27 protein-coding genes are annotated in these 26098 nt (G+C 57.3%); 17 read left to right on the top strand and 10 right to left on the bottom strand.

Annotated features, from left to right (window positions below; all coding sequences use genetic code 11):
- Positions 1-7 precede the first annotated feature (7 nt).
- From H663_RS33735 to H663_RS33725, 3 genes are all read left to right on the top strand, one after another.
- Positions 8-382: a hypothetical protein gene (locus H663_RS33735; protein ID WP_053172616.1), complete on the top strand. Its 375-nt coding sequence runs from the start codon at positions 8-10 to the stop codon at positions 380-382.
- 155 nt (positions 383-537) lie between these two features.
- Positions 538-951, top strand: coding sequence for a VOC family protein (locus H663_RS33730; protein WP_053172618.1), 414 nt, complete (start codon positions 538-540; stop codon positions 949-951).
- 6 nt (positions 952-957) lie between these two features.
- Complete coding sequence (locus H663_RS33725) at positions 958-1557, top strand: MarC family protein (protein ID WP_053172620.1); 600 nt, start codon at positions 958-960, stop codon at positions 1555-1557.
- A 316-nt stretch (positions 1558-1873) separates the two neighbouring features.
- Here the strand turns inward: H663_RS33725 and mrdA are convergent, their stop codons facing one another.
- The 4 genes from mrdA to H663_RS33705 form a co-directional block, all read right to left on the bottom strand.
- Positions 1874-3850 (bottom strand): penicillin-binding protein 2, encoded by a 1977-nt coding sequence (mrdA, locus tag H663_RS33720; protein WP_053172622.1) that lies wholly within the window; start codon positions 3848-3850, stop codon positions 1874-1876.
- Between the two features lie 2 nt (positions 3851-3852).
- Positions 3853-4374 (bottom strand): rod shape-determining protein MreD, encoded by a 522-nt coding sequence (gene mreD, locus H663_RS33715; protein WP_053172624.1) that lies wholly within the window; start codon positions 4372-4374, stop codon positions 3853-3855.
- Complete coding sequence (mreC, locus tag H663_RS33710; protein ID WP_053172626.1) at positions 4371-5327, bottom strand: rod shape-determining protein MreC; 957 nt, start codon at positions 5325-5327, stop codon at positions 4371-4373. Before mreC ends, mreD begins: the two co-directional genes overlap by 4 nt.
- Before the next feature lie 76 nt (positions 5328-5403).
- Entirely contained in the window at positions 5404-6447 is a 1044-nt protein-coding gene (locus tag H663_RS33705; protein ID WP_053172628.1) for a rod shape-determining protein, read from the bottom strand.
- A gap of 210 nt (positions 6448-6657) precedes the next feature.
- Between H663_RS33705 and gatC the strand changes: the two genes are divergently transcribed.
- From gatC to gatB, 3 genes are all read left to right on the top strand, one after another.
- Entirely contained in the window at positions 6658-6957 is a 300-nt protein-coding gene (gatC, locus tag H663_RS33700) for an Asp-tRNA(Asn)/Glu-tRNA(Gln) amidotransferase subunit GatC (RefSeq protein WP_053172630.1), read from the top strand.
- Between the two features lie 3 nt (positions 6958-6960).
- A complete protein-coding gene (gene gatA, locus H663_RS33695; RefSeq protein WP_053172632.1) occupies positions 6961-8421 on the top strand; it encodes an Asp-tRNA(Asn)/Glu-tRNA(Gln) amidotransferase subunit GatA in 1461 nt (486 codons plus the stop codon).
- Positions 8422-8572: 151 nt separating this feature from the next.
- Positions 8573-10087, top strand: coding sequence for an Asp-tRNA(Asn)/Glu-tRNA(Gln) amidotransferase subunit GatB (gene gatB, locus H663_RS33690; protein WP_053172634.1), 1515 nt, complete (start codon positions 8573-8575; stop codon positions 10085-10087).
- Positions 10088-10225: 138 nt separating this feature from the next.
- On the opposite strand, the gene H663_RS33685 is transcribed toward gatB, so the two are convergent.
- Positions 10226-10936 (bottom strand): GIY-YIG nuclease family protein, encoded by a 711-nt coding sequence (locus H663_RS33685; RefSeq protein ID WP_083451165.1) that lies wholly within the window; start codon positions 10934-10936, stop codon positions 10226-10228.
- Positions 10937-11334: 398 nt separating this feature from the next.
- On the bottom strand, positions 11335-11730 hold the full coding sequence (locus H663_RS41360; RefSeq protein ID WP_133240032.1) for a hypothetical protein: 396 nt from the start codon (positions 11728-11730) through the stop codon (positions 11335-11337).
- Positions 11731-11940: 210 nt separating this feature from the next.
- Here H663_RS41360 and H663_RS33680 point away from each other — a divergent pair, with 210 nt between their 5' ends.
- Both H663_RS33680 and H663_RS33675 read left to right on the top strand, forming a co-directional pair.
- Entirely contained in the window at positions 11941-12516 is a 576-nt protein-coding gene (locus H663_RS33680) for a hypothetical protein (protein WP_053172636.1), read from the top strand.
- Between the two features lie 21 nt (positions 12517-12537).
- Positions 12538-13350, top strand: a complete 813-nt coding sequence (locus H663_RS33675) for a metallophosphoesterase (RefSeq protein ID WP_083451166.1) — start codon at positions 12538-12540, stop codon at positions 13348-13350.
- A 30-nt stretch (positions 13351-13380) separates the two neighbouring features.
- Here H663_RS33675 and H663_RS33670 read toward each other — a convergent pair whose 3' ends face one another.
- Entirely contained in the window at positions 13381-13854 is a 474-nt protein-coding gene (locus tag H663_RS33670) for a Fic family protein (protein WP_133240031.1), read from the bottom strand.
- 19 nt (positions 13855-13873) lie between these two features.
- Here H663_RS33670 and H663_RS33665 point away from each other — a divergent pair, with 19 nt between their 5' ends.
- A complete protein-coding gene (locus tag H663_RS33665) occupies positions 13874-14440 on the top strand; it encodes a hypothetical protein (protein WP_133240030.1) in 567 nt (188 codons plus the stop codon).
- A 147-nt stretch (positions 14441-14587) separates the two neighbouring features.
- Here the strand turns inward: H663_RS33665 and H663_RS33660 are convergent, their stop codons facing one another.
- Complete coding sequence (locus H663_RS33660) at positions 14588-16030, bottom strand: ATP-binding protein (protein WP_053172645.1); 1443 nt, start codon at positions 16028-16030, stop codon at positions 14588-14590.
- A 148-nt stretch (positions 16031-16178) separates the two neighbouring features.
- Here H663_RS33660 and H663_RS41650 point away from each other — a divergent pair, with 148 nt between their 5' ends.
- The 3 genes from H663_RS41650 (at position 16179) to H663_RS33650 (ending at position 17094) form a co-directional block, all read left to right on the top strand.
- Entirely contained in the window at positions 16179-16337 is a 159-nt protein-coding gene (locus H663_RS41650) for a hypothetical protein (RefSeq protein WP_165803919.1), read from the top strand.
- A 61-nt stretch (positions 16338-16398) separates the two neighbouring features.
- Entirely contained in the window at positions 16399-16659 is a 261-nt protein-coding gene (locus H663_RS33655; protein ID WP_053172647.1) for a type II toxin-antitoxin system prevent-host-death family antitoxin, read from the top strand.
- Between the two features lie 9 nt (positions 16660-16668).
- Positions 16669-17094: a type II toxin-antitoxin system VapC family toxin gene (locus tag H663_RS33650; RefSeq protein WP_053172649.1), complete on the top strand. Its 426-nt coding sequence runs from the start codon at positions 16669-16671 to the stop codon at positions 17092-17094.
- 100 nt (positions 17095-17194) lie between these two features.
- Here H663_RS33650 and H663_RS33645 read toward each other — a convergent pair whose 3' ends face one another.
- Positions 17195-19513: a 2OG-Fe(II) oxygenase gene (locus tag H663_RS33645; RefSeq protein ID WP_083451167.1), complete on the bottom strand. Its 2319-nt coding sequence runs from the start codon at positions 19511-19513 to the stop codon at positions 17195-17197.
- Between the two features lie 786 nt (positions 19514-20299).
- On the bottom strand, positions 20300-21310 hold the full coding sequence (locus H663_RS33640) for a fumarylacetoacetate hydrolase family protein (protein WP_053172653.1): 1011 nt from the start codon (positions 21308-21310) through the stop codon (positions 20300-20302).
- Positions 21311-21414: 104 nt separating this feature from the next.
- Between H663_RS33640 and H663_RS33635 the strand changes: the two genes are divergently transcribed.
- The 5 genes from H663_RS33635 to H663_RS33615 all read left to right on the top strand — a co-directional run bounded on the left by H663_RS33635 (position 21415) and on the right by H663_RS33615 (position 25972).
- On the top strand, positions 21415-22236 hold the full coding sequence (locus H663_RS33635; protein WP_053172654.1) for an IclR family transcriptional regulator: 822 nt from the start codon (positions 21415-21417) through the stop codon (positions 22234-22236).
- A 3-nt stretch (positions 22237-22239) separates the two neighbouring features.
- Positions 22240-23394, top strand: a complete 1155-nt coding sequence (locus tag H663_RS33630; protein WP_053172656.1) for a DUF3108 domain-containing protein — start codon at positions 22240-22242, stop codon at positions 23392-23394.
- Positions 23395-23465: 71 nt separating this feature from the next.
- Positions 23466-23747: a BTH_I0359 family protein gene (locus H663_RS33625; RefSeq protein ID WP_053172658.1), complete on the top strand. Its 282-nt coding sequence runs from the start codon at positions 23466-23468 to the stop codon at positions 23745-23747.
- Positions 23748-24392: 645 nt separating this feature from the next.
- Positions 24393-24899 (top strand): transposase, encoded by a 507-nt coding sequence (locus H663_RS41355; protein ID WP_133240029.1) that lies wholly within the window; start codon positions 24393-24395, stop codon positions 24897-24899.
- The gene (locus H663_RS33615; protein ID WP_116695888.1) at positions 24896-25972 is read left to right on the top strand and encodes an IS3 family transposase; all 1077 of its coding nucleotides are present in this window, start codon (positions 24896-24898) and stop codon (positions 25970-25972) included. Before H663_RS41355 ends, H663_RS33615 begins: the two co-directional genes overlap by 4 nt.
- The last annotated feature ends 126 nt before the right edge of the window (positions 25973-26098 follow it).

The raw sequence follows: 26098 nt of genomic DNA, 5'->3' as shown, positions 1-26098 counted from the left end.
AAGTCCCATGAGTACTTTTCACGCCATTGTCTGGATGGACCACCAAGAGGCCCATGTCGTCATGTTTGACCGTGAGCATGTTGAGGCGCAGCGCATTCATTCGCGCAGCCACCACAAACACCAAGGTAAAGCCGTTGACGCCGTGGCGTTTTACCAAAGCATCGTCACCGCCCTGAAAGGCACTCATGAAGTGCTGCTCACAGGCCCGGGGCTGGCGCGTCATGACTTTCGCACTTGGTGCACCGCCCATGAGCCGGTCACCAGTGCGCGCATCGTGGACAGCATCACCACCGACCACCCCAGCGATGCGCAATTGGCCGCGCTGGCGCGTCAGTACTTCAAGAAGTTTGATGCCATGGAGAGCGACCCCAGCCAGGTGTGACACTGAATCGCCACGCTTCGCAATGAGGAGAAGTGCATACCTGTGTCATCGAGCCCTCATCCGCGTCAGCGCGAGCCAAGCGTGGCCATCCAGATGCATTCCCGGCTCACCAAGCGCTGCGCATTGACCGTCTTCAGGCTGCTATGCTTGGACGCATGCGCAGCTTGTTTCATTTTGCTTTTCACGTCACCGATCTCGACGAAGCGCGTCGCTTTTATGGCGACCTGCTGGGTTGCAAAGAGGGGCGCTCGACCGCCACCTGGGTGGACTTTGATTTCTTTTCGCACCAGATTTCCCTGCATCTGGGAGAGCCCTTCAAGACCAGCCTCACTGGGCGTGTGGGCGAGCATTTGGTGCCCATGCCGCATTTCGGTTTGATCTTGCAAAAGGACGATTGGCAAACACTGGCCGATCGTTTGCAGGCTGCGCAAATGACCTTTGTGATTGCGCCGCACTTGCGCTTTGCCGGGCAGCCCGGCGAACAGTGGACCATGTTCTTCATGGACCCTTTTGGCAACCCGATTGAAGTCAAAGGCTTTGCCAGCCTGGACACGGTTTACGCGAGCTGATTGCCTATGGAACACACTTTTGCCTCGGCCACCATCTTGTTGCTGCTGATCACCGATCCGCTGGGCAACATCCCGATTTTTGTGAACGCCTTGCAAGCCGTGCCGCCCGAGCGTCGCGCCCGCGTGATCGTGCGCGAGATTCTGATCGCTTTTGGCCTGCTGCTGGCCTTCATGTTTGTCGGCCAATCGTTCTTGCAGGCCATGAGCCTGTCGGATGTGTCTTTGCAAATCGGCGGCGCGCTTGTGCTGTTCCTGATTGCACTGCGCATGGTTTTTCCACCCCCTGAGCAAGACACCCCGGTGCAAATGGCCGAACCCCTGATCGTGCCTCTGGCCATTCCGGCGTTGGCAGGGCCTTCGGCGCTGGCCACGGTGCTGCTCCTGGTCAGTCAGGCGCCTGATCGTCGGCTGGAATGGGTGGCTGCGCTGTGCGTGACCATGCTGGTGTGCGCCGTGGTCTTGCTCCTGGCCGAACGTCTTCAGCGCCTGGTGGGCCTGCGTGTGGTGAGCGCGTTTGAACGCCTGATGGGCCTGATCTTGGTGTCCATCTCGGTGGAGATGCTGATCCGCGGCCTGAAATCCCTGGCCCAATCCTGGCCACATTGATCCCTCAGTATTCGCAGGTCAGCGGTCGAAGACCCCGACATGAGGCCTGCGCCGAAGCAATCCAACGTCGGACTCTTCGAGTACCGACCTACGGGCATTCAAAGTATTTGTAGGTCGGCGGTCGAAGACCCCGACGTTTGGCCTGATGGACCACCATCGCCTGCAACCAGCGCTTTGGGTCAAATGTGCAACGTCGGACTCTTCGAGTACCGACCTACGGGGGACACGGTATGCGATGGTCGGAGGTCGGAGACCCCGACATGGGCCTGTGCCGAAGCAGCCATTGTCCGCAACAAACCTTGCGGATGAACCCACCTCAGTTGGCGATCTTGGTGCTGAGGAGGGGCACTTGCTGCTTGGTGCGTGGGGTGCCGATGGGGCGGCTGGATTGGCCTTTTTGGGTGGCGGCGATGTCGTCCTCACTGGGGTAGATGCCTTCGAGCCAGTAGTCAAAAACACGCCTTGCAATGGGCGCAGCCGACACGGCACCGAAACCCGCGTTTTCGACCACCACGGCCAAAGCGATTTTGGGTGATTCAGCTGGGGCATACGCCATGTACAGCGCGTGGTCGCGCTGGTGCTCGGACAGTTTGGCGGCGTTGTATTTGTCTTTTTGGCCGATGGTGACCGCTTGCGCCGTGCCGGTTTTTCCAGCGCTCAAATAGGGCGCACCGGCAAATACCTGGGCCGAGGTGCCTGAAGTGACCACACCCACCAAGCCATTGCGCACCACAGCGATGTGGTCGGGGTTGTAGCCCAGATTGACCGGCGCTGTGTCGGCCACCGATGACTGAACGTGTGTGAGCGCGTCTTGAATGGCGCTGACCACCCGAGGCGTGAACTTGAGCCCGCCGCTGGCTACGGTGGCGGTGGCCGAGGCCAGTTGCAGCATGGTGAAGGCGTTGTAGCCCTGCCCAATGCCCAGCGAGATGGTTTCGCCGGCATACCATTTTTGTTGTTCGGGTTTTTTGTAGTAGTTGCGCTTCCAGTCGGTGCTGGGCAAGATGCCACGCACTTCGCCAGGCAAGTCAATGCCGGTGATCTGGCCAAAGCCCAGGGGCTTCATGAAGTCATGGATGGTGTCCACCCCCATTTCGTTGGCCAGCGAATAGAAGTAAACGTTGCTCGACAAGGTGATGGCACGCACCATGTCCACCCCGCCCAAACCCGAGTCGCCATGGCTTCGGAAGGTGTGCCCACCAAAGGTCCATGAGCCCGCATCGTTGATGACCGTGGTGGCGCTGCGTTTGCCTGTATTGAGTGCACCCAGAGCCATGAAAGGCTTGTAAGTAGAGCCTGGCGGGTAGGTGCCGCGCAAGGCCCGGTTCAGCAGCGGTTTGTCGAGTGATTCGTTGAGTGTCTGCCAGCTTTCGACATCAATGCCTTCGACAAACAGATTGGGGTCAAAGGTGGGTTTGCTGACAAAGGCCAGGATTTCGCCGGTGTTGGGGTCCAGTGCCACCAAGGCACCGCGCCGGGTGCCAAACAGGTCTTCGACCATTTTTTGCAAATGGATGTCGATGGACAGCACCACGTTTTGTCCGGGCGTGGCCGGGCGGCTGGACAGGCTGCGTGTGGCACGGCCACCGGCCGATGTCTCGACTTGGTTGACGCCTGTGATGCCGTGCAGTTCCCGCTCGTAACGCTGCTCCACACCGAGCTTGCCGATGTATTCAGTGCCGCGGTAATTGCCCGCATCGTCGTCTTCTTCGATGCGTTCTTTTTCGCGGGCATTGATGCGGCCGATGTAGCCGATTACATGGCTGGCCAACTCGCTGTAGGGGTATTGACGAAACAAACGCGCCTTGATCTCGACCCCCGGAAAGCGGTAACGCTGAGCGCTGAAGCGAGCCACCTCTTCGTCGGTCAGGCGGGTGCGAATCGGCAGGGAGTCAAAGCTGCGAGAGTCTTCTCGCACGCGCTTGAAACGGCGGCGATCTTTGGGTTGAATGTCCACCAATTCGCTCAATTCATTGATGGTGGCTTCGAGGTCGGCGATTTTGGAGGGCGTGATTTCCAGCGTGTAAGCCGAATAGTTGCTGGCCAGCACCACCCCGTTGCGGTCAAGAATGGTGCCCCGAGGCGGCACCGTGGGGACCACGGAGGTGCGGTTGTTTTCGGCTTGCTCCATCAGGTCTTCATGCCGCACGATTTGCAGATACGACAGCCTGACAACCAACAAAACAAAACACAACAAAACGAACAACTGTGTGACCACCACCCGCTGGCGAAATCGCTGGATTTCCGCCTGGGTGTCGCGAAGTTCGGCAAGCGAAGGCAGGCTCAGCGACATGGTCAAAGTGGCCGGATGTTGTCAGGCGCAAAGGCGCGCTTTTGAGGTGCCAGCAGCAAGGCACCCACCAGTGGCCACAGCGCCGCTTGCATCAGCGGTACAAACAATTGACTCCAGTGCGGCCAGGCATCTTGTACTACCAGGCGCGTGACCCATTCGACCAGGGCCGCAATCACGAACAAGGGCACGATTTGCAGCGCTTGCTCGCGCAGCGAAAACCACAGCAGGCGCCGCTGAATGGCCATGGCCATGCTGCTGAGCACCACGTAAGACAAGGCGTTTTGCCCCAGCAGGGCCGACTCGTGCACATCGAGCGCCAACCCCAGCAAAAAAGCCAGGCCCAGGCCCACGCGACGCGGCTGGTGCACGTTCCAGAACACCAACACAATGGCCAGCACATCGGGCAACCATCGATGGCCGCTCAAGCCCAGCAGCATGTTGATCAACAGGGCCAGCACCAGCGTGAACGCGATGAAACGGGGATTGGCAGGCAGCAGCAGCGGACGTCCTGCAGGCATGATCATGGCGTGGTTCCCGGAGTGGATGGGGCTGAAGCGGGCGACTTGGCCTTGCCTTTGGTGCCGGATGCACGTTGAGTCTCGGCCAGCGGCTCCGGCTTGTTCGGCCAGTCCTTGACGGGCATGAGCACCAGCAAATGACGGCCGCGGTGCACAGACACCGGGGTGGCCTGCACACGGGCAAAAGATGAGTCCACGCGGCGGTCAATGCCGCTGATGCGCCCCACATGCAAGCCCGGCGGGTAAACCCCGTCAATGCCGCTGGTGGTGAGCAAATCGCCTTGCTGCATGTCGGTGCCGGCCGGCACAAATTTGAGGTCAAGGGAACCGGCGACGGTGGAGCCCCCATAGGCCACATGGCGGCTGCCGGTGCGGGCGTTCATGACGGGGATGGTCTGCTCGCGGTCAGTCAGCAAGGTGACCTCGCTGACCAAGGGGTAGACACGCGTGACCTGCCCAACCACACCAGCTGCATTGATGACGGCAGAACCCGCCAAGATGCCCGCCAACTGCCCGCGGTCCACCACCACGCGGTCGGTGTAGGGGTCTGCCGTGTCGTACAGCACTTGAACGGCCTTGGAAGGGCCCGCCACTTCGGTGCGCAGATCGAGCAATTGCCGCAGCTGGGCATTTTCCTGGGTCAGCTGCTCCACTTGTTGCAGACGCTGGGCCTGGGCAATGGTGCGGCTTTGAAACACCTGCGCCGCGTCTTGCGCTTCATTCAAATCACCAAAATACTGGGTCACGGCGTGAAGGGTGCGCCCCGGCTGCAAAGACAGCCACTCCAGCGGGGCCAACACCAGCGAAATGCCCGAGCGAATGGGCTGGGAGATTTTGAAACGGTGGTCTGCCGCCATCAGCAAGATGGACAACAGCCCGAGCATGACCAGCTTGGATGTTGCAGACAATCCCTGCCGAAAAATCGGCGGGACACTGCGGTCGATGGTATCCAAAGCCATGATGGGGAAGAGCCGTTTTCTGGTGAGAGGGGAAAAAGGCGCCAGGCCAAGGCCTGTCACCCCCAATTCGAACGGCTTACTCGCTGGTGAAGATGCTGCCCAGCTGGTCCATGCGCTCCAGCGCCATGCCACAACCGCGTGCCACGCAGGTCAGCGGGTCTTCGGCCACCAGCACAGGCAAACCGGTTTCTTCGGCCAGCAAGCGGTCCAGATCACGCAACAAGGCACCGCCACCCGTGAGCATCATGCCGCGCTCGGCAATGTCAGCACCCAACTCGGGAGGGGTTTGCTCCAGGGCAGTCTTGACGGCCGAGACGATCTGGTTGAGCGGATCGGTCAGGGCTTCCAGGATTTCGTTGGAGCTGATGGTGAAGCTGCGCGGCACGCCTTCGGACAGGTTGCGGCCCTTGACTTCCATTTCCTTGACTTCGCTGCCGGGGAAGGCCGAGCCAATGTTTTTCTTGATGGCTTCGGCCGTGGGCTCACCGATCAGCATGCCGTAGTTGCGGCGGATGTAGCTGATGATGGCTTCGTCGAACTTATCGCCGCCCACGCGCACGCTGCCTTTGTAAACCATGCCGCCCAGCGAGATCACGCCCACTTCGGTGGTGCCGCCGCCAATGTCGACCACCATGGAGCCCGATGCCTCCGACACGGGCAAGCCCGCACCGATGGCTGCGGCCATGGGTTCTTCAATCAGGTACACCTCGGAAGCGCCTGCGCCCAAAGCCGATTCACGAATCGCCCGGCGCTCGACCTGGGTGGAGCCGCAAGGCACGCAAATGATGATGCGGGGGCTGGGGCGGAAGGTGCTGCGGGGGTGCACCATGCGGATGAACTGCTTGAGCATCTGCTCGGTCACCGTGAAGTCGGCGATCACGCCGTCCTTCATGGGGCGAATGGCTTCGATGTTGCCGGGCACTTTGCCCAGCATGGCCTTGGCTTCGTGGCCCACCGCCTGCAAGGTCTTTTTGCCTTGGGGACCGCCTTCGTGGCGAATGGCAACCACCGAGGGCTCGTCCAGCACGATGCCCTTGTCACGCACAAAAATCAGGGTGTTGGCAGTGCCCAGGTCAATGGCCAGGTCACTTGAAAAATAACGACGGAATGAAGAGAACATTCGAAAATCCTTAGGGGCTGCGACCGATCCACGAAAAAAGTCTGGAATGGCCGGGCGCAACAATCAAATCTTGGGGGTGATGCGGTCTTGTGCAAATACAGCGCTTGACACTGCAGCAAACACAGGATAATACCCGATCCCCCGGCCTAAGGCGTGCGTTTGAGCATCCCCTGGCTTGGAAAAACAGTCCCTTACAACTTCATTCAAACCATGTCCCTGACCCCGCAGGATATTGCCCGTATTGCCAACTTGGCTCGACTGGAACTCCAGCCCGAAGAAAGCGAGCGCATGCTCACGCAAATCAATGGCTTTTTTGGCATCGTGCAAGCCATGCAGGCCGTGGACACCACCGGCATTGAGCCCATGGCCCACCCCGTGGCGGCCATTCAGGACATCACACTGCGCCTGCGCCCCGATGTGGCCAGCGAGCCCAACCAACGCGATCTGAACCAGCAAAGCGCCCCCGCCGTCGAGCGCGGCCTCTTCCTGGTCCCCAAAGTCATCGAGTAAGCCATGAGTGATCTGCACAACCTCAGCGTGAAAGCGCTGGCCACCCTTTTACACACCAAAGAAGTCAGCGCCGTCGAAGTCGCCACGCGCTTTCTGGCCCGAATGGGCGGCAACCCGCACAACGCCTTTTTGGACATCGACAGCGAAGTCACGCTGGCCCAGGCCCGCGCCTCGGACGCCAAACTGGCCGACGGCACCGCAGGCCCACTGGAAGGCGTGCCCGTGGCGCACAAAGACGTGTTCGTCACCCGCGATTTCGCCACCACCGCAGGCTCCAAAATCCTGAGCGGCTACCGCTCGCCCTTTGACGCCACCGTGGTGCAACGCCTGCGCACGGCGGGCATGGTCACTTTGGGCAAGCTCAACTGCGACGAATTCGCCATGGGCTCGGCCAACGAAAACTCGGCCTATGGCCCGGTGCAAAACCCCTGGGACACAGCCCGCGTGCCCGGCGGGTCTTCTGGCGGCAGCGCCGCGGCTGTGGCCGCAGGCCTGGCACCTGCCGCCACCGGCACCGACACCGGCGGCTCGATCCGCCAGCCCGCCAGCTTTTGCGGCATCACCGGCATCAAGCCCACCTATGGCCGCGCCAGCCGTTACGGCATGATCGCCTACGCCTCCAGCCTGGACCAGGCCGGCCCCATGGCCCGCAGCGCCGAAGACTGCGCCTTGCTGCTCAGGGCCATGTGCGGCGCGGACATTGACCGCGACTCCACATCACTGGACATGCCCACCGAAGACTTTTCGGCAACGCTGAACAGCTCGATTGAAGGTCTGCGCATTGGCATTCCCAAAGAGTTTTTTGGCGAGGGCTTGGCCACCGATGTGCGTGCCGCTGTGGACGGCGCCTTGCGCGAATACGAAAAACTCGGTGCCAAGCTGGTGCCCATCAGCCTGCCGCGCACCGAGTTGTCGATTCCCGTCTACTACATCATTGCCCCGGCAGAAGCCAGCTCCAACTTGAGCCGCTTTGACGGCGTGAAGTTTGGCCACCGCGCCAAGGACTACACCGACCTGGTGGACATGTACAAAAAAACCCGCGCTGAAGGCTTTGGCAACGAGGTCAAGCGCCGCATCATGACGGGTGCCTATGTGCTGAGTCACGGTTACTACGACGCCTACTACCTGCAGGCCCAAAAAATCCGCCGCATGATTGCCGACGACTTCCAAAATGCCTTCAAGGAATGCGATGTGATCGCTGGTCCCGTGGCTCCATCTGTGGCCTGGAAGTTTGGCGAGAACGCGAACGACCCGGTGGCAGACTACCTGGCCGACATCTTCACCCTGCCTGCCTCGCTGGCCGGTCTGCCCGGTATGAGCGTGCCTGCAGGCTTTGGCGCAGGCAACATGCCTGTGGGCCTGCAGCTGATCGGCAACTACTTCAAAGAAGCCCAGTTGCTGAACGCCGCGCACCACCTGCAACAAGCCACCGATTTCCACCTTCGCAAGCCACAAGGCATTTGAGCCGTGCCCTGCCTCCTCCAAGCGTTCGCCCGCCCCTCGCTGAGTGCTGCGTCATCGCGAGCGAAGCGTGGCGATCCATGGACTGCCGCGTCGCATGCGCTCCTCGCAGTGACGGCCACAGGCCACTTGTGATTCACCGGATAAACACACCATGAGCAAACTCGTCCAAGGCTACGAAGTCGTCATCGGCTTTGAAACACACGCCCAACTCTCGACCCACAGCAAGATTTTCAGCCGTGCGCCCACCGCCTTCGGCGCCGAAGCCAACACACAAGCCTGCGCGGTGGACATGGCCCTGCCCGGCACGCTGCCCGTGATGAACATCGGTGCTGTTGAACGTGCGATTGAATTTGGCTTGGCCATCAACGCGCACATTGCCGAGCGCAGCATCTTTGCGCGCAAAAACTACTTCTACCCTGACCTGCCCAAGGGCTACCAGATCAGCCAGTTTGAGATCCCCGTAGTGCAAGGCGGCGAGGTGTCGTTCTTCTTGGAAGTGGGCAAAGAGACCGTGCGCAAAACCGTGCGCCTGGAGCGTGCCCACCTCGAAGAAGACGCGGGCAAGTCGCTGCACGAAGACTTCATTGGTCAAAGCGGCATTGACCTGAACCGCGCAGGCACGCCCCTGCTTGAAATCGTTACCCAGCCCGACATGCGCAGCAGCGAAGAAGCCGTGGCCTACGCCAAAGAGTTGCACAAAATCGTGACTTGGATCGGCATCTGCGACGGCAACATGCAAGAAGGCAGTTTCCGGTGTGATGCCAACGTGTCGGTGCGCAAACCTGGGGCACCTCTGGGCACACGCCGCGAGATCAAGAACCTGAACAGCTTCAAGTTCATGCAGCAAGCCATCGACTACGAAGTGCGCTGGCAAATCGACCAAATCGAAGACGGCCACGCCATCCAGCAAGCCACCGTGCTGTTCGACCCCGACACGGGCGAGACCCGCGCCATGCGGACCAAGGAAGACGCGGCCGACTACCGCTACTTTCCTGACCCAGACCTGCCACCGCTGGTGATCGGCCGCGACTGGGTGGAGCGCGTCAAAGGCGAGATGGCCGAACTGCCCCGCGTGATGGCCGAGCGCTTCGTCAAAGACTACGCACTGCCCGAGCAGCTTGCGAATGCGATTACTTCTGAGCAGCCAAAAGCAGTTTATTTCGAGAATTTTTACAAGACACTATTGCAAAATTTAGCTGATCAATCACATTTGATGGAGGCTTGCGCTAAAGGCGCGGGCTGGGCGATGGTAGAGCTTGCTGCTCGCTTGAATACATTCGGAATTGCCGTTCATGAATGTCCTGTAAGCGCTGAAGGACTTGCGGCAGTTGTGACAAGAATTATTCAAGGCCATATCAGTCATAGTGCAGCAAAGACGGTATTCGATTTGCTTTGGAATGCCTCTGGCGATGCCATTTCCAATGAAGGCCAGTTGTCAGTTGTCGATGAGATTATCAAGAATAAAGGTCTGATGCAGATGAATGATGCCGGTGAGTTGGAGAAAATCGTAGACGAAGTGCTGTCCATAAGCTCAAAGAACATCGAAGAATTTAAGGCAGGTAACACCAAGGCGCTTAATAGCCTAGTTGGTCTAATCATGAAAGCCAGCAAAGGGAAAGCAAATCCTGGTCAAGTGAACGAGCTTCTAAAAAAGAAACTGACTTGATTTTATTTACCTTGCGGCAGTACTGATTTTCCCAATCAAATGGACTCAGTGTAAATATTATTTAAGCAATGGCAATGGCAATGGCAAAAAAGCACTAAAGCTTAAGAAATTTGCTTGCCGATTGCTTGTTTGGTCATATCATTTAACAGGTGTCTTTGCCCAAGTTTGATAATCGCTGAATTTTCCACTGGCACAATAACTACACGACTCGACAACTCCATCCGAGATAACTATAAGCGGATTTCCACATTTTTCGCAATGCCCCATTTCACCACGTCTTCTATTAATGTTATAGGGTGGATCGGAATGGTCTTGGGCTTCTGGATTATAAGATTGTTTAATTGATTGAGAATCACACCATTCTTTGTTCCGTGATATCAAGTCTAATGTCGATTTAAGGCCCATGCATTTCCAGCAATAAAGTTTACGCCATGGTTTTACACTTAGCAAACCATTACAGAGTTTGCAATATCTTAAAGGCGTAAAGATCAGTTTTTTGACAGCCGGAGGACTATTGATGCAACCAGATTTATCACTAGTTTGAAGATTTTCTCCGCTTGAGGCATGAATAATCGTGGCACAATTTTTTATAGCCCGAATCGCAGTCGCGATATCACATCGAAACCACTCTTTGCCCTCACGATAGCTAGCTAAGTGCTTGTGCGTCAGCTGCTCAACATCACGCGGGTTATCAACCAGAAAATCCACCTCCACTTTAAAAGCATGCGGAAATCCTGCTGAGTCAAGTTCTCTTGCCCTGAGAGATGGGTCTTTTGTTGAGAACCCAATTTTCACCAATCCAACTATTGCCGGATTTGAGATTACATATACCCAACCTCTAATATTCATCGCAAAATCTCCAAATTTTTTCTGTGCATGAAGGCATCTATCTTGAATTTCTCATATTCAATGAAAATCAAATTTTTATTTATATTTCCATTGAAAATATTTTTAATTTCACTTTCTTTATTATCCATAATTTTCAAAATTCAGCCCAATTCATAGTTATATGCATTTAATAATAATGAAAAGAAGCATGACGCCCTTACCCCCCTTTTGGCCGGTCGGCCAATATCTCGCGATTGGCTCTTGGCTCTTAGGATAGATTCTTATTTTTTGATCATAGCAATCCTTACATCCGATAGCGCATAGGAGCGGTTACTTTCTCCTTGATTAAGCGCTTTATTAGGCGCTGAGTTACATTTTTTTCATGGGTGGGCATATCTTGCAAGGCTTTTTCCGCTTGTTCAAACTGACCCAGCTGACGATGCATCGCGGTGAGCGCGGTAACGTTCGCGGTAGGGATGGTTTAAATGCTGCAAATAAGTCAACCGTGCCGCACGCTCAATGTCAATCGTTCTGGCTTTTGCTATGACATCTGGTAAGTCTTCGGGCGTAACAGGCATTGTGTGAGGTGCCTCGAGTTCCTCGGACTGGCTGACATGATGCATTTCATTCATCAGATAGTAGTTGCCGCATTTGCATTGGCGAAGTCCATGTCCATTGGGCATCAAAGAACCACCCCGATAACCATCGGTCCAATATTCACTCGCCATGAAATTCATGGAGCGGTAACGCGGACTGGAATAGAGTTCCCCGCAACAAGGTGTTGCGTTAAGGTTGTATCCGGCAATACTGGTCATAAGGATAAATTTTGTACGGTTTAGTGAGTAGACCGCTGACTGTCACGTTTTTTAATTTTAAAACGCTTCTACAGCCAACAATTGACAAGCTCCTCACCCAGACGATACCTGCCCTCTTCTGGTCTATGGACGCGCAACTAACTGTTGGATCGTTCTTCTAAAAGACGAATCCCGGCATTGAAATGAGAAGTCGTAAGCCACAATCAGCGCATGACTGCACCACTCTATCGCACCATCTACTACCTCCCCGGCCACGGAGGCCAGCTGACCAACGGCCTGGGTCAGGGCCTCATGGATCGGGGCTTTGATGTCGCCGGGCGCGAAACGCGTGACGATTTCCGATCACTGCCTTTTGATAAACAAGTGCAGGCCATCGTGGATGACCTGCAAAACCATTTCTGGCATGAACAGGCACAGGTGATCTGCAATTCCTTCGGCTCATATCTGTTCTTGCATGCGCAAACCCAAATGCCATCTTTCGTGGGTCGGGTGCTGTTGCTGTCACCCATCGTTGGCGAGTTCACGAACGAAGAAGCCAGAACCAGCTTTTCGCCGCCACGGCCAGAACGGCTGAAAACGCTGGCCGAAGCCGGGCAATTCAATGCACCTAGCCGCTGTGAAATTCATGTCGGGGAAGAAGACTGGCAAAGCATCCCGGCCAATGTCGAGACCTTTGGACTGTTGACAGGCATTCCCGTCACGATTGTCCCCAAAAGCGGACATGGCCTGGGCAAAGCCTATGTGGGACCGCTGCTGGATCGGTGGCTGTCTGACCAAGCGGCCTGAAAGTTTTGGTTTAACCCCCACATGTTTTCTCGGCCCATCTGGCTTGTTTCTCTGGTTTTGGCAATCGGCTTATTGACCGCACTCTGCCTGTACTGGTGCAGCGGTTCCGATCTTGAAGTCACGCATCACGACATGCGTGCGCCATCACAAGCAGCCAGATTTCGGGTGGTGCAACTGTCCGACCTTCACTTGCAGAGCTTCGGCAAGTCTGAAATAGCCGTCGTGGCTCAGGTGCAGGCGCTGCAGCCTGATTTAGTACTGCTCACAGGTGATGCCATCGACCGTGCCGATGCACTGCCTGTGCTGAAGGATTTTTTGGCTGCCCTAGGGACCATTCCCGCCGTCGCCGTACCGGGCAACTGGGAGCACTGGAGCGGGGTAGATTTTCCGGCATTGATTGCCCTTTTTGCAGCGCAACCGAATGGCCGGTTCCTGCTCAATGAGCGTGTTTCATTTACATCTGGGGAACGAAAGATCCATTTGATCGGACTGGATGACTTTACTGCCGGGCAACCTGATGCGCGACTGCTGTCACCTGCCCCATCAGACAACGTGACTGTTCTTGTTCAGCACTCACCTGGTTTCTTTGAGGTGCCCGAAATCAACCGCCTGATGAGCCAGCAACGCTTATCCGTGTGTTTATCTGGCCACACCCATGGCGGCCAGGTGAGCTTTGGCGGTTGGGCGCCTTTCAGGCCTGTCGGCAGCGGGCGCTTCGTGGCGGGGTTCTACGATGTACCGGGTTGTCGCCTGTATGTGTCGAAGGGTTTGGGCACGTCGGTGCTGCCGCTGCGCTGGGGTGCCGCGCCAGAAATTGCAGTATTTGATCTGTGAAGCAGCTCTATAGTTCGGCGTGCCGAAAGATCAAAGCATTTCCCGACCAACCGGTCCACCGAAGTGCACTTCGCCATGTGCATTCTCGTCGGTGATGCCGGACAACAAATTCTCCAGTTTGTACCGCGTCCCCCGCCCCGTCCCCGTCTGCACCAACACCCCCATCTCGCACAGCGCCGTGAGTTCACGGTAGGCCGTAGCGCGTGACACGCGGCACAGGTTTACGTATTTTTCTGTGCTGATGCCATTGGCAAATCCTTCAGGCCCCACGTCATAAAGTTTATTGATCGCCTTGGTTTGTGTGGGCGTGAGCTTCGGGTGTTGCTCGCGCAGTTCGGACCAGAAGCGGGTTTTGCGCATGGCCGCTTGCATGTGGTCCCAAGTGGCATCGGCTGCTTTGTGCACACAGTCCACGAACCACTGCACCCAAGGCGTCACATCCTTGTGGGCCTGCTCATGTGTGCCCTGAATATCTGAGTAAAGTCCGGCCTGGTCCCTCGTCAAGTCAAGCAACAATCAGTACATGCCCAGACCCGAAAACAACATCATCTACTACCTCCCCGGGCACGGAGGCCAATTAGCCACAGGTCTTGGTCAAGGCCTGATGGACCGGGGCTTCGATATTGCCGGTCGTGAAATACGCGGAGATTTCAGGTCCCTTCCCTTTAATGAGCAAATACAGCTCATCATGGATGATCTACAAAGCCATTTCTGGCATGAGCAGGCTCGAGTGATCTGTAACTCCTTCGGTGCTTACCTGTTTCTGCACGCGCAAACCCAGATGCCGTCTTTTTTGGGCCGAGTTCTGTTGCTGTCGCCCATCGTTGGCGAGTTCACGAATGAACAAGCCAGAACCAGTTTTTCGCCGCCACGGTCAGAACGGCTGAAAACGCTGGCGGAGGCAGGGCAATTCAACGCTCCCAAAAATTGCGAAATTCATGTCGGTGAAGAAGACTGGCAAAGCATCCCGACCAATGTGCAGGCCTTTGGTCAGTTGACGGGCATTCCCGTCACGGTCGTCCCGAATGGCGGGCATGATTTGGGTAAAGCCTATGTGGGGCCGCTGCTGGATCGGTGGCTCGCCAATTGATACCGCGTCCCCCGCCTACCCTTGTGCACCTGCCCCCATCTCGCACAGCGTCTTCAGTTTGCGGTAAGCCGCGGCGCGTGAAACGCGGCACAGGTTGGCTTCTTTCTCGGGACTGATCTGGCCAGAAAGATTTCGCCGTCAGCGTGGTCAAACTGGCGGCGACAACTCCTCGAGCAAATTGGCACCCACGGTGTAGGCATACAGGCTGGCAGGGCGAAATTCGAAATCCATGCCTTTGTAGTGCACTTGCTTGTCGGTGATGGTCCTGCTGGTGATGAGCATGGGGCGCGCAGCAACAGCCGGGTGTTTTTGCAGGAATGCCACGCAGTTGTCGAGTTCGCCACGCGACTGATGGGGGCGGTCACTCCATTTGACTTCTACAGCCCAATTGGGTTTGAGGTCGCTACCGCTCATGTGCACGATGTCAACCTCGCCGCCGTTCCAGCGGGCATAAAACAACTCGGCCTGCTGGGTGTGTTGCCATTGGCTGTAAATTGCCGTTTCGGTCAGTGCGCCCATGGCTGACGCATCGGCCTGGATCGAACCAAAGAGGGCGGCACGCATGGAGGGGTTGTTCAGATACACCTTGAACGCTGCGGCACGTTTGAACCGCTTGGCATTTTGATCAATGCGTTCGACGCGACGGATCAGAAATGCCGCTTCAAGGTACTCGATGTAGCGGCGAATGGTGTTCTTGGCCACACCTGAGGTTTTGGACAGTTCATCAAGGCTGACTTCGTTGCCAGTGTTGTAGGCCAAGGTGGTGAACAGTCTGTTGAGTTCCTGAATGTCGCTGATGCCGTACAGGCTGGGCAGGTCTCTCAACAAGACCTTATCGATGATGTCACTCTTGATGTACTGGCTGGGGTCGGTACGAACAGTGGATGAAAAAACCGCTTCGGGGTATCCCCCGTAGTTGAGGTAATTCACGAACTCCTGGTTGAGGGCGTTGATGTCTTTGGCGATATAGCGTGAATGCTCGCCATCAGGCTCGTGCAGCTTCTGGATCAATTCATTGTCGCGACCAATGAAGCGCAGGTATTCTGCAAAGGTGAGTGGGGGCAGTACATAGTCTGTAAACCGTCCAGCGCCCGATTCCTGGCTCTTGAGCCGCAGGGCAGCAGCGGCAGAACCTGTGGCAATGAATCGGTAGCTGGGGTAGGAGTCCACCAGGGATTTGAGATGAACTTCCCAGTTGGGCAGGTACTGCACCTCGTCAAAATAGACGTACAGCTGCGCGTCTCGACCATGGCCCTGCAACTCCTGAAAATAATTGAGCAGTTTTTCCAAGGGCAGGCCGGTATAGATTGGCGTTTCCAAAGAGACGTAGAAAACGTTTTTGGCTGGCACGCCTGCATCCAGCAAGTCTTTGATGCTTTGATAGACCATCACCGTTTTGCCGACACGGCGAGGCCCCATCAAAACCACCGCACGCCTCAGGCTTGTATCTTTCAGGATTTGCTGGAAAGCAGCAAAGTAACTGCGCCTGGGCTTGTCTTCAAAAGCAATTTTTCGGGCAGATAACGCGTCCCACCAGGGGTTATCGAACACCAGACGGGCAAGGATGTCTTCTTTGGCGATGTTGAGCATGGCGATAAGATTAATCGATTGATCTTGGCCTTATATTACTTCAAAATAAGATCAGACTATTGATTCTATTTTTTCAACAAGCCATACCGCGTACCCAGCCCCGCTCCCGTCTCTCACAACGCAGTCAGCTCCCAGCAGGCCTTAGCCCGTGAAACGCGGCAGAGATTCACGTTTTTTCGGTGCTGATGTCGTTGGCAAAGCCTTGGGCTTCAACGCGGATTTGAGAGATTTGCGCTTCAAACGTGAAGCGCAAATGGCTTTTTTGCGCTTCACGCTAGTGAACGGCATCCAGCACAGCAAGCCCTGAGCATTGACAAGTCAAGCAATTGTCACAACATACAAACATCAACCCTTAAGGGAGGTCATCCATGAGCATTCACACTTTTACAAGCCGCGACTTCACACGAGACGTGTCAGCCGCCAAACGCGCTGCCATGGATGGACCTGTGTTCATCACCGACCGGGGTCGCCCCGCGTTTGCACTGCTCAAAATCGACGACTACTACCGCATGGCCGGAAAGGCCACCCCGTCTTTGCTGGAGGTGATGGACGGCATGCCGGGCGGTGAAGGCATCGAGTTTGATCCGCCCAAACTGGGCATTCAAATTCAAGCCGCGAACTTGGATTGAAAGCGATCCATGTTAGTTCTGGACACCACCGTCATTTCCGAGCTGCGCCAGGGCAAGCCCAACCCGTCCATGGCGGTACGCCAATGGACCGCAGGCCAACCCAGCAATCAACTCTTTTTGTCGGCCATCACGCTGCTTGAGTTGGAATTGGGCATTCAGGCGTTGGAGCGCAAAACACCGCCGCAGGGCAGCGCTTTGCGCCAGTGGCTGGGTGGCGTTCGCGCTGCTTTTTCGGGGCGCATCTTGCCCTTTGCAGAGAACACAGCACCCGTGTGCGCATCACTGCACATCCCCAACCCGCGCTCAGACCGGGACGCGATGATCGCGGCCACAGCCCTTGAGCACAGGTTCACCGTCGTGACACGCAATGTGTCGGATTTTGAAGCTACCGGTGTGGCCCTATTGAATCCTTGGCTAGAACACGCAGCGCACTGAACTGGTGGTTTTGAGTTGGAAGTTTTGCGTGAATATTCAGGTGCACCACCCTCGTATCCATGGGGGCAACGCAAGCCTCTTTGGACTGAGAGCATAGATTTCAGCCCAGTGCAGCACGCCACTGTTCATGCTGCACACGTTGCTGTGCGGCTTTTTCGCGCAAGTTGGCCGGCTTGGTGATGCGCAGTTTGTGGGGTGAACCTTGGCGCAACACCTCCATGGCCAGCCGCAGACCGGATTGACCAAACTCTTCAAGGATGTGTTTTCGCCGAGCCTCTGCCATGGCCAGCAACACGTTTGCGCTGTCGTGATTTTTCAGGAAGGTCATCACTTGTCGGCAATCGGCGCATTGACAGCGCATGACCGGCACCACCATGGACCAGTCGCCCACCTCGGGCAAGGCTTTGGCCAGTGACAGATCCAAGGCCTGTTTCACACGTTCCCGCAAGGTGGACCAACCCGCAACAGCGTGCGCCGCTTTGTCCCATTCGATCAACAGGGGGCTGAGCACAACGAGTGAGTGGGTGCCCAAACCTTCATTCAGTTGACGAACCACATCAGCGGCCAGTGGGGTGCTGGGCAACAGCAGTCCCGTCTGGATGAGTTCGGCCGCGAATTGACTGCGCCAGGGCCATGCCGTGTCACGCGCATGGGGCATCAAAGTTATCCATTGCGCTTCAAGTTGTTGCCAAAGCTGGCCTCTGGCTTGTGCGAAGCGCTCTGTCCAGGCCGGGTCAAGCCCCGTTTGCTGTAAGGCCTCTATCAACTTTGGCAGCCCCAGCAAATGCTCTCGCAATGTTGTATCGCCGTAGCTGTGTGTCCATTCACTCAGCACACTTTTGACCTGTCGCTCCAGATCATGCTTTTGCAGCCAACGACTGAGCAACTTATCGCAAAACTTCTGGCCATGCGCCTTAACCAAGACGGCCAAGCCCCCGGCGTGCCCCACGCCAAACACCCACGGTGAAGCCGTCTCCAGCAAATCAAGCGCCAGTTGCGGGTCTGACAAACTGGCCGCAATCTGGCACTGGTCTGTAAAGCGCTGAGGGTCTTCGCTTTGAAAACGGAGCAATCGCGCTTTAACGGCCTGCACCGTGCTCAGAACTTTGGCCGCTTGCGCAGGCTGGCCCGCCAACGCCACCAAAGCTTGCAAGGCCTTGTCGGCATCCAGGTCAAACTGTTGCAGCAATTCACTCGCCTGTGGCCACAGCACCACGGCAGCACGCCGGTACCAGTAGTCCAGCGTTTCGCCGTAATTGCCCATGTACCCCTCGTATTCGGAGTTCACCAGATCGTCCTCATCGGTCTCCCGGAGACTGACAATGTCGGGGTCACGCACTTGAAGGTGTCCCATTTTTTGCACCACATTGTTGGTGTCCACCCAATGGTCAAGCGTGGTGCTGTGCTCAATGAGTTCGTCCCGCTCGGGCTCTGCCTGTCTTTTGTGAGGTCTGCGGTAGTCCACATCGCTCAGATCGGCCGTCCACATTTCGTGAATTTCGGCCAAGGCCAGGTAAACGCGCAAGCCCAGGGCATCGGCTGCGCTGCGCAGGGCTTGCGCGTGCGTTCTGTCATGGCCCTTGAGCAAGCCCCAACTCAATCCCTTTTGTGAATACTCATGGTCCAAATAGACCACCAGGCGCTGTTTGGAAGAGGCGCCATCTTGTTCATCAAAGTGCTGTTGCAATGCCGCAAGCAATGCCGGACTGTGCGCTGTCTTGGCCTGCGTTGAATCAGGGCGCAGCACCACGTTGAAGGTCAGCACCATACGATGGCCTTGCTGGACGGGGCGAACCTCATGGTGGCAATCGGCATAGAAGGCACACCACTGAATTTGTTCCGTGTGCAAATGCTCGGACTGAAAGCGGTGCACATCGTCCCCCTGATGCAGCACCAAATGACCTCCCAGATGCGCACAAGGCCAGACCAACACCAAGGTCAACACCATGCCTGGCATCTTTTCGGTGTCCTGGTGCATCTTGAAAAACTGCCCCGGCCCATAAATCAGCGCGTTGTGCAGGTGGGCTTGCAAGGACACGCCTTGCAGCCCCATGGCTTGCTGCACAGACGCTTCGATGTCTGGCCACACGGCATCCCAACCCGAGAGCGTTATAGAAGAGGCTTTGATCTCGCTGGTATCGCGCACCGTCGTGTCCAGCAGGGTTTGGTCACGCAAACCGAACGAGGCTGCACTGGCCAATTCGCACAAACGGCCCAGATCGGGGGCTTGCAAAAATGGCGGCAAGGCCCCCAGACCTTTCACGCCAACAAACAGCGCCTGCACAGGAAACGCGCCCTGGGCATGAAAACTCGATGGCGCAGATGCAGTTTTTGGGGTCGACAGATCAAGGTCGGTTTCAGCGATGAGGGCTTGAACAATGGCGGGAATCGTCATTTGAAAACTGGAAAAAAGACTCATGAGATTTGAAGCAGCGCTTTGATTTTTGCACAGGTGTTTCTTGCGCTTTCATGGAGTCGATACAGCAGCAAGCTACTCGGGTTCAGTGCAAGTGCCCACTCGGCAGGTGACTCAATCACCCATGGAATCCTCAACCAAACAACCGCAGCTGGACACATCCTAGAGCTTGTCCAGCTGCATTTTCTTTTGATCCGGCCCTGTGAAGGTTGAAGTGAAAGTCATGTTTTGCAAATAGCAATCAGCGCACTGGGAGCGCCGCCCTTGGGGCGATGTGTGGCGGTCTGCAAGGCTCCATCGCGGCGATCATGCCGCTCCAACAAAAAAGTGTTCATGCAAACATCAACGTGCCGGTTTAATAGGATGATGGAAAAGACCGAATCAGTGGCCACCCATTTTGTGCGTTAGCTGTAAGGTTGATGGGCCTTCTGGGAAGTGAAGCACATTGGTGTGTGCTGAGTCTGCCATGTCGGACTCTTCGAGTGTCGACCTACGGGGCTGTGGGGTTTTGTAGGTCGGTGGTCGAAGACCCCGACGTTTGTTTGATCCAGCGGCGCGGCCCGCTTGTGCTGCGTGGGGGCATTCACACATGTCGGACTCTTCGAGTGCCGACCTACGGGGCTGTGGGTTTTTGTAGGTCGGTGGTCGAAGACCCCGACGTTTGTTTGATCCAGCGGCGCGGCCCGCTTGTGCTGCGTGGGGGCATTCACACATGTCGGACTCTTCGAGTGCCGACCTACGGGGAGATGGGGTTTTGTAGGTCGGTGGTCGAAGACCCCGACATGGACGTCAAGCATTGAGCGGGACGATTTCCTGCTCGATGGCGCCGAACAGGCTTTCGCCGTCTTTGCCCTTCATCTCGATGCGGATGGTGTCGCCGAACTTCATGAATTCGGTGCTTGGCTTGCCGTCCAGGATGGTTTCGATGGCGCGTTTTTCGGCGATGCAGCTGTAGCCTTTGGGCCACTGCGGTTTGCCCTTGACTTCCACGCTCTTGTTGCTCACGGTGCCGCTGCCCACGATGGAGCCTGCGCGCACATTGCGGGTTTTGCAGATGTGCGCGATCAGCTGGCCGAAGTGGAAGGTCATCTCGGGGCCGGCTTCGCACATGCCCACTTTGCGGCCGTTCCAGGTGGATTGCAGCGTCAGGTGCACACGGCCACCTTGCCAGGCGTCGCCCAGTTCATCGGGTGTGATGGCCACGGGGCTGAATGCGGTGGCGGGCTTGCTCTGGAAGAAGCCAAAGCCTTTGGCCAGCTCGTTCGGGATCAGGTTGCGCAGGCTCACGTCGTTGGCCAGCATGACGAGGCGCACGCCCTCGATGGCTTCGTCGGCGGAGGTTTGCATGGGCACGTCGCCGGTGATGACGGCGATCTCGGCCTCAAAGTCGATGCCAAACGCTTCGTTGGCGCAGACCACCGGGTCGCAAGGGCCGATGAAATCATCACTGCCGCCCTGGTACATGAGGGGGTCGGTGTAAAAGCTGCTGGGCACTTCCGAGTTGCGGGCCGCACGGACCAGCTCCACATGGTTGAGGTAGGCTGAGCCGTCGGCCCACTGGTAGGCGCGAGGCAGCGGCGCCATGCAGCGCTCGGGGTCAAACGGGAAGGCGTGGCGGGCCTTGCCCTGGTTCAAGGTGAGGTAGAGGTCTTCCAGCTGGGGGGCCAAAAAATTCCAGTCGTCCAGCACTTGCTGCAATGTGCTGGCGATGCCGGTCGCATAATGTGCGGTGCTCAGGTCGCGCGACACCACCACCAGTTGTCCGTCGCGTGAGCCGTCTTTGTAGGTCGCCAATTTCATGATGCAGGTGTCCCGTTCTGGTCCTCATGCGCTACAGTGTGATGCACTGCGAAATTACGCATTGTTAAACTCGTTTAACTAAACGAAACTGGATTCTAGACGATATGGCCCTTGCCACCCCCCGCCCCGATGAAGGCAAAGAACGCGCTGGCATCCAGTCGGTGGAGGTCGGTTTTGCACTGCTCGATGTGTTGGCGCAAGCCAGCGCTCCCCTGATGCTGCGCGATCTGGCCAGTGCTGCGGGAATGAGTGCGGCCAAAGCGCACCGCTATCTGGTGAGCTTTCAGCGCCTGGGCCTGGTGGTGCAAGACAGCAGCACCAACCGCTACGAACTCGGCCCCACCACACTGCGTTTGGGTCTGGCCACCTTGTCGCGCCTGGACGCGGTCAAGATGGCCCGAGAGCGTTTGCACGCCTTGATGGAAGCCACCGAACACACGGTGGCCCTCGCCGTTTGGGGCAACCGGGGGCCGACCCTGGTGCATTGGCAAGAAACTCCGCTGGCCGTGCCGGTCAGTTTGCGCCTGGGCGATGTGATGCCTTTGCTGTCTTCGGCCACGGGGCGCTGTTTTGCCGCCTTCAACAGCCACGGCGGTGCCGCCGAAAAAGGGCAAGCCATGATCGACAAGGAACTGGCGCTGGCCCGCAAACTCGGGCGCAGCGATTTGCCCAGCACGCAGGCCCAAGTGCAGACCATGATTGAAGAAACCCGCCAGCAAGGCTTGGGCCGCGTGGTCAATGTCTTGCTGCCCGGCATTGCAGGCTTTTGCGCGCCGGTGTTTGATGCCGATGGGCACTTGGTGCTGGGCGTGGTGGCTTTGGGCTCATCGGCCACCTTGCACACCGAGTGGCAAGGGCCCGTGGCTCAGGCCCTGCGCCAATTTGCAAGGCAGCTGTCGGACGACTTGGGCTGGCGCGAGGCTTAAAGCATGCCGCACCAGACTCTTCGCCACACGCACCCAGCAGCCACCTCTGCTTGGCCGCCACGGCGCTCGCTGGCCTGGCTGGTCGGGCTCGTGCTGGTCATGCATGCGCTGCTGGTTTTGAGCATGTCGGGCCTGCTGGAGGTGCAACTGGCCACACCCGAAGCCACTCGGGTCACCACTTTGCAAACGCGCATGCTGGCCCCTGCAACGCCCGTGGCTGCTGTGGTCAAGGTACCCAAGCCTGCTGCACCGCGCACCCGCATTGCGCAAGAAGCGACGCCACCGCCTGACGCCAAACGGCCAGAAACACTGGCACAAGAAGATAGCGCTACGAACACCGCCGAAAGCGCCCAGCCCGCACAGACCGCAAGCAATGAAGCGCCTGTACCCGAGGCGGCAATAGCCAGCGCCCCCGCCGCACAACCCGCCCCGGAGGTCACCGCCGCTACCGAGCCCGCGCCCGCCGAAACCCTGCCCAACATACCCCTGGGGGCCTTGCCCCCCTCGGCCTTGCTCAGCTACCGACTCACCGGCATGGAAAAAGGCCTGACCTACCACGCCAGTGGCGAATTGAACTGGCAACACAACGACCAAGCATATGCCCTGGCCCTGTCGGTGAAAGCCTTTTTGCTGGGCTCACGGCACTGGCGCAGCCAAGGGCAGATCACGGCAGCGGGCCTGGCACCTCGCAAATTCACCGACAGCTGGCGCGGCGAGAGGGCTTCTCACTTTGACCGTGAGAACAAGAAGATCGTGTTCAGCAGCAATGCGCCCACAGCAGAACTGCTGCCTGGTGCCCAGGACCAGATCAGTCTGTATGTGCAGCTGGCCGCTGCCATGGCGGGCGCGCCCCAGCGTTTTGCCCCGGGCACACGATTGAACATCCAAACCGTCACCTTGCGCGAAGCCCTGCCCTGGATCCTGACGCAAGAGCAAAACGACAGCCTGACGCTGGACAGCGGTCCGCTAGACACCACCAAATGGTCGGCCCAGCCACGCAACCGCTTCGATGCCAAAGTGGAGTTTTGGGTCTCGGCCCAACATGGCTGGCTGCCCGTGCGCATCCGCATCACCCAAGTCAGCGGCAACTACATCGATCTGCTGCTGAGTGATTACAAGCTTTTGCCGCCACTTCCGGCGGGCAACCCTGCGGGCTAAAAAACCACACCCACTTGAAGTTCATGACCATGTCCTCATTTATTCAACACGAGTTGAGGGAGAATGAACACATGAACTTGCTTTACGAATCCGAAACATTTGCGGTGATGCATATGCTGGCCAATGCGCCGGCCGAAGCATCGCCAGCCAGCAGCAAACCGTTGCTGGAGCGCCATGGTTTTGAGATCGTGGACAAACGCTCTGGCAAAGAGGTCTACTTGGACGGTTCCTGGGCAGAAATGTTCCAGCAACAAATCCAAGCTTGGCAACAGCACACCCCCACACAAGAAGAAGTCGAGGACACCCTCGAAGGCTACACGGGCCTGGCCCAGCAGCCCGTCGTCGTGCATTGACACCCCCACGGTGATCCGCTCCTCCATAGGTCGGCGATCGAAGACCTCGACAACTGTGTGATGGACCGACAAAGCCTGCATAGACCGCATGCGTCTGGCTGCCAACGTCGGACTCTGCGAGTACCGACCTACGAAGACCTACATTGATCGCCCCCGTAGGTCGGCGGTCGAGAACCCGACAACTGTGTGATGGACCGGCAAAGCCTGCTACGACCGCATGCATCTGGCTGCCAACGTCGGACTCTGCGAGTACCGACCTACGAAGACCTACATTGATCGCCCCCGTAGGTCGGCGGTCGAAGACCCCGACAACTGTGTGATGGACCGACAAAGCCTGCATCGACCGCATGTGCAGGACAAGCCAACGTCGGACTCTGCGAGCACCGACCTACGAAGACCTACATTGATCGCCCCCGTAGGTCGGCGGTCGAAGACCCCGACAACTGTGTGATGGACCGGCAAAGCCTGCATCGACCGCATGCGTCTGGCTGCCAACGTCGGACTCTGCGAGTACCGACCTACGAAAACTTACAGTGAGCCGCTCCCTGTAGGTCGGCGGTCGAAGACCCCGACAACCCCCCTGTGTCAGACTAGTTGTCGCCTCTCTTCTTTTTCCAAGCGGACTCTCCGCTGAGGCGATAAATAATGAAACATGCTCCGTATCCCACTGAATTTATTGAACAATCATTGCGTAAGGCTCGCGAGCGCGGCGATCAAACTCTGGTCAGCGTTGCAGTTGAACTGAATGTTCCTCTGACAACCTTGAAGGGTTGGCGCCGAGATGCCGCCAAAGCTGCAAGGGGGTTGCCCCATGTAGCCCCCCTTTTGCACGGCGAACTTTCTGCCCAAGCTTGGGCCCCCCGCGAACGCCTTCAAGCGCTTAACGAAAGCCATCTGCTCGTGGGTGATGATCTGCATGCTTGGTGCCGCCACAAGGGGCTGTACGCACACCAGCTGCAGACTTGGCGTGATGCCTTTTGTGCAATGAGCGAGCCCAGCGCCAAGCAAAATCTGGGTGCCATGCGAGAGCTGCAGGGCAAACACGATCAGCTGGAGCGGCAATTGCGTCGCAAGGACAAAGCTTTAGCGGAGGCTGCAGCACTGCTGATATTGCAAAAAAAATTCCAGGCGCTGTGGGCGGACGAGGCATGATGAACTCCACCCTACAGCGCCAAATCCTTTTGCCATTGATCGAGCAGGCTATTGCTGATGGTGCCCGCGCTCAACAGGCCTGCGCCCAAATTGGCATGAGCGTTCGCACCTTGCAGCGCTGGGTACACCCTAGTGGGCACGAAGGAGACCGGCGTGTCAGCAAGCTACGTGCGCACAGCGTGCCGCCAAACCAGCTCAGTCAAGCTGAGCGAGAGGCCGCGATGAGCGTGCTTAACAGCGAGGAGTTCAAAGATTTGCCACCCAGCCAAATCGTGCCTCGCTTGGCCGACCAGGGCAAGTATGTGTGCAGTGAATCGACGATGTACCGACTGCTCCATTGCGCCCAGCAGATGGGCCATCGCCGCCTGGAGCGTGTGCCGCGCAAGGTGAGCAAGCCGCGCGCATTGGTCGCTACCCAGCCCGATCAAGTCTATTGTTGGGACATTACCTATTTGCCCACCCAGGTGCGAGGAGTGCATTTCTACCTCTACCTTTTTGTGGATATCTTCAGCCGCAAAATTGTCGGCTGGCAGGTATTTGATTGTGAGAGCGCACAGCTGGCCGCCGATTTGCTTCGTGATATCTGCGAGCGCCAATGCATTCCCGAAGGGCAGCTCACGGTGCATTCAGACAATGGCTCGCCGATGAAGGGTGAGACCATGCTGGCGACAATGTGGCGCTTGGGTATCACGCCTTCGCGCAGTCGGCCCTCAGTCAGCAATGACAACCCCTACTCGGAATCGCTGTTCCGAACTCTCAAGTTCCGCCCGCAGCTACCTCTGGGGCCCTTTACCGACATCTTGCATGCGCGCCGCTGGGTGACAGATTTGGTCCATTGGTACAACACCGAGCACAGGCACAGCGCCATTCGCTTTGTAACCCCAACTCAGCGCCACGCAGGGCTTGACGGGCCAATGCTTGCAAAGCGCGAGGATGTTTACGCTGCTGCCCGACAGGCCAATCCGAACCGATGGTCCGCAACTGCACGCAATTGGCACCCGGTCAACGAAGTCCACCTCAATCCCCATACCCCTAAACCCACGGAGAACAAAAACTTACGAAAACCAGCCTGAACCACCAAAATAAATGCGACAACTAGCTTGAAAACGGCCGCAACTGTGTGATCGAACGACAAAGCCCACATCGGCCACATGTGCAGGACAAGCCAACGTCGGACTCTGCGAGTACCGACCTACGAA

This window comes from Limnohabitans planktonicus II-D5 (assembly GCF_001270065.2).
Classification (GTDB): Bacteria; Pseudomonadota; Gammaproteobacteria; order Burkholderiales; family Burkholderiaceae_C; genus Limnohabitans_A; species Limnohabitans_A planktonicus.
This window is presented reverse-complemented; position numbering and strand designations above follow the sequence as displayed.